General features: G+C 71.4%; 2 protein-coding genes. Both read right to left on the bottom strand.

Annotation, left to right across the window (positions count from 1 at the left end; genetic code table 11):
• On the bottom strand, positions 1-421 hold a 421-nt coding region (locus U9978_RS00010), incomplete at its 3' end, for a hypothetical protein (RefSeq protein WP_322758917.1).
• The coding region (locus U9978_RS00005) for an ATP-binding cassette domain-containing protein (protein ID WP_322758916.1) at positions 418-1212 on the bottom strand (795 nt) is incomplete at its 5' end. The genes U9978_RS00010 and U9978_RS00005, both read right to left, overlap by 4 nt.

Below are 1212 nucleotides of genomic sequence, written 5' to 3'. Positions count from 1 at the left end.
TATCCCGCACGTCCCCGGCCACGGCGCGGGTGATCCGCACCAGCCAGTCGCGCAGCTCCGGCTCGGTGATGCTGGGCGGGACGATCCACGTCCCGGTGAGGGAACGCCGGCGCAGCACCGTGGGCGGCACGGTGCGCGCGATCAGTGTCCATCCCGCGGGGACGTCACCGGGGGCCACACCGACCAGAATCTCGCCGGCGGACACCCGCAGCAACGGCCGCAGCTCGCCGGCGCCGGCCTCGGCATCGGAACCGCCCGGCCCGGCGTCACGCTGCAGGAACAGGTCGACCGCGCCCTGTTCGACCCGCCAGAAGCTGGTGTGGTCCCAGACGTCGACGGTGTGTGTCGACATTGACCACGCCTTGCCGCCGCCCGCGGACGCGGTCACCTCCGGGCGCACAGCGGTTGGATTCGATGTCATCTGAGCTCCTCGAGGAGGCGGCGGTACGGGCCGGCCGCGGCGGCCAGGTCGGTGTGGGCGCCGCGTTCCACCACCCGCCCCCGGTCGAGCACGACGATCTCGTCGGCATCCCGGATGGTGCTCAGCCGATGGGCGAGGATCAGACAGGTACATCCACGGCCGCGGATGTTCGCATCGACGTTGCGTTCGGTGATGGGGTCGAGCGCACTTGTAGCCTCATCCAGGATGATCACGGCGGGGTCCATGGCCAGCGCACGGGCGATCTCCAGGCGCTGGCGCTCCCCGCCGGAGAGGTTACGAGCCTCTTCCCGCACCCAGGCCACGTCGAGCCCACCACGCTGGGCCACCACGTCGGCGACACAGGCGTGCTCAAGTGCAAGGCGCAGCTCCGCATCGCTGACATGGCCGTCCCACAGCGTGAGGTTGTCCCGGACACTCCCGGAGAAGAGGTGCAACTGCTGATCCACATAGGCGATCGATGAGGTCAGCACCGCACGCGCGACGTCCTCACGGCGCATCCCGTCGTAGCGGACCTCGCCCGAGACCGGCCGCAGCACCCCGGCGACGAGCCGGGCCAACGTGGACTTCCCACCGCCGGACGCCCCGACCACAGCCACCCGCTGGCCTGCCGCGATACGCAGCGAGACACCGGCGAGCACGGGCGGGCGGTGCGGGTCGTAACCGAAGCTGACGTCGACCAGCTCGATGTGCCCGCGCAACCTCCCGGCGTCGACGGGCACCCGCTGCGCGGGCACCGCCGGGCGCTCCGCAACCGCAACCGCAACCGAGAC

Source organism: Protofrankia sp. Cr2, assembly GCF_963555885.1.
Taxonomy (GTDB): domain Bacteria; phylum Actinomycetota; class Actinomycetes; order Frankiales; family Frankiaceae; genus Protofrankia.
Note: the sequence above shows the minus strand (reverse complement) of the source record. Positions and strands in the feature narration are given on the sequence as shown.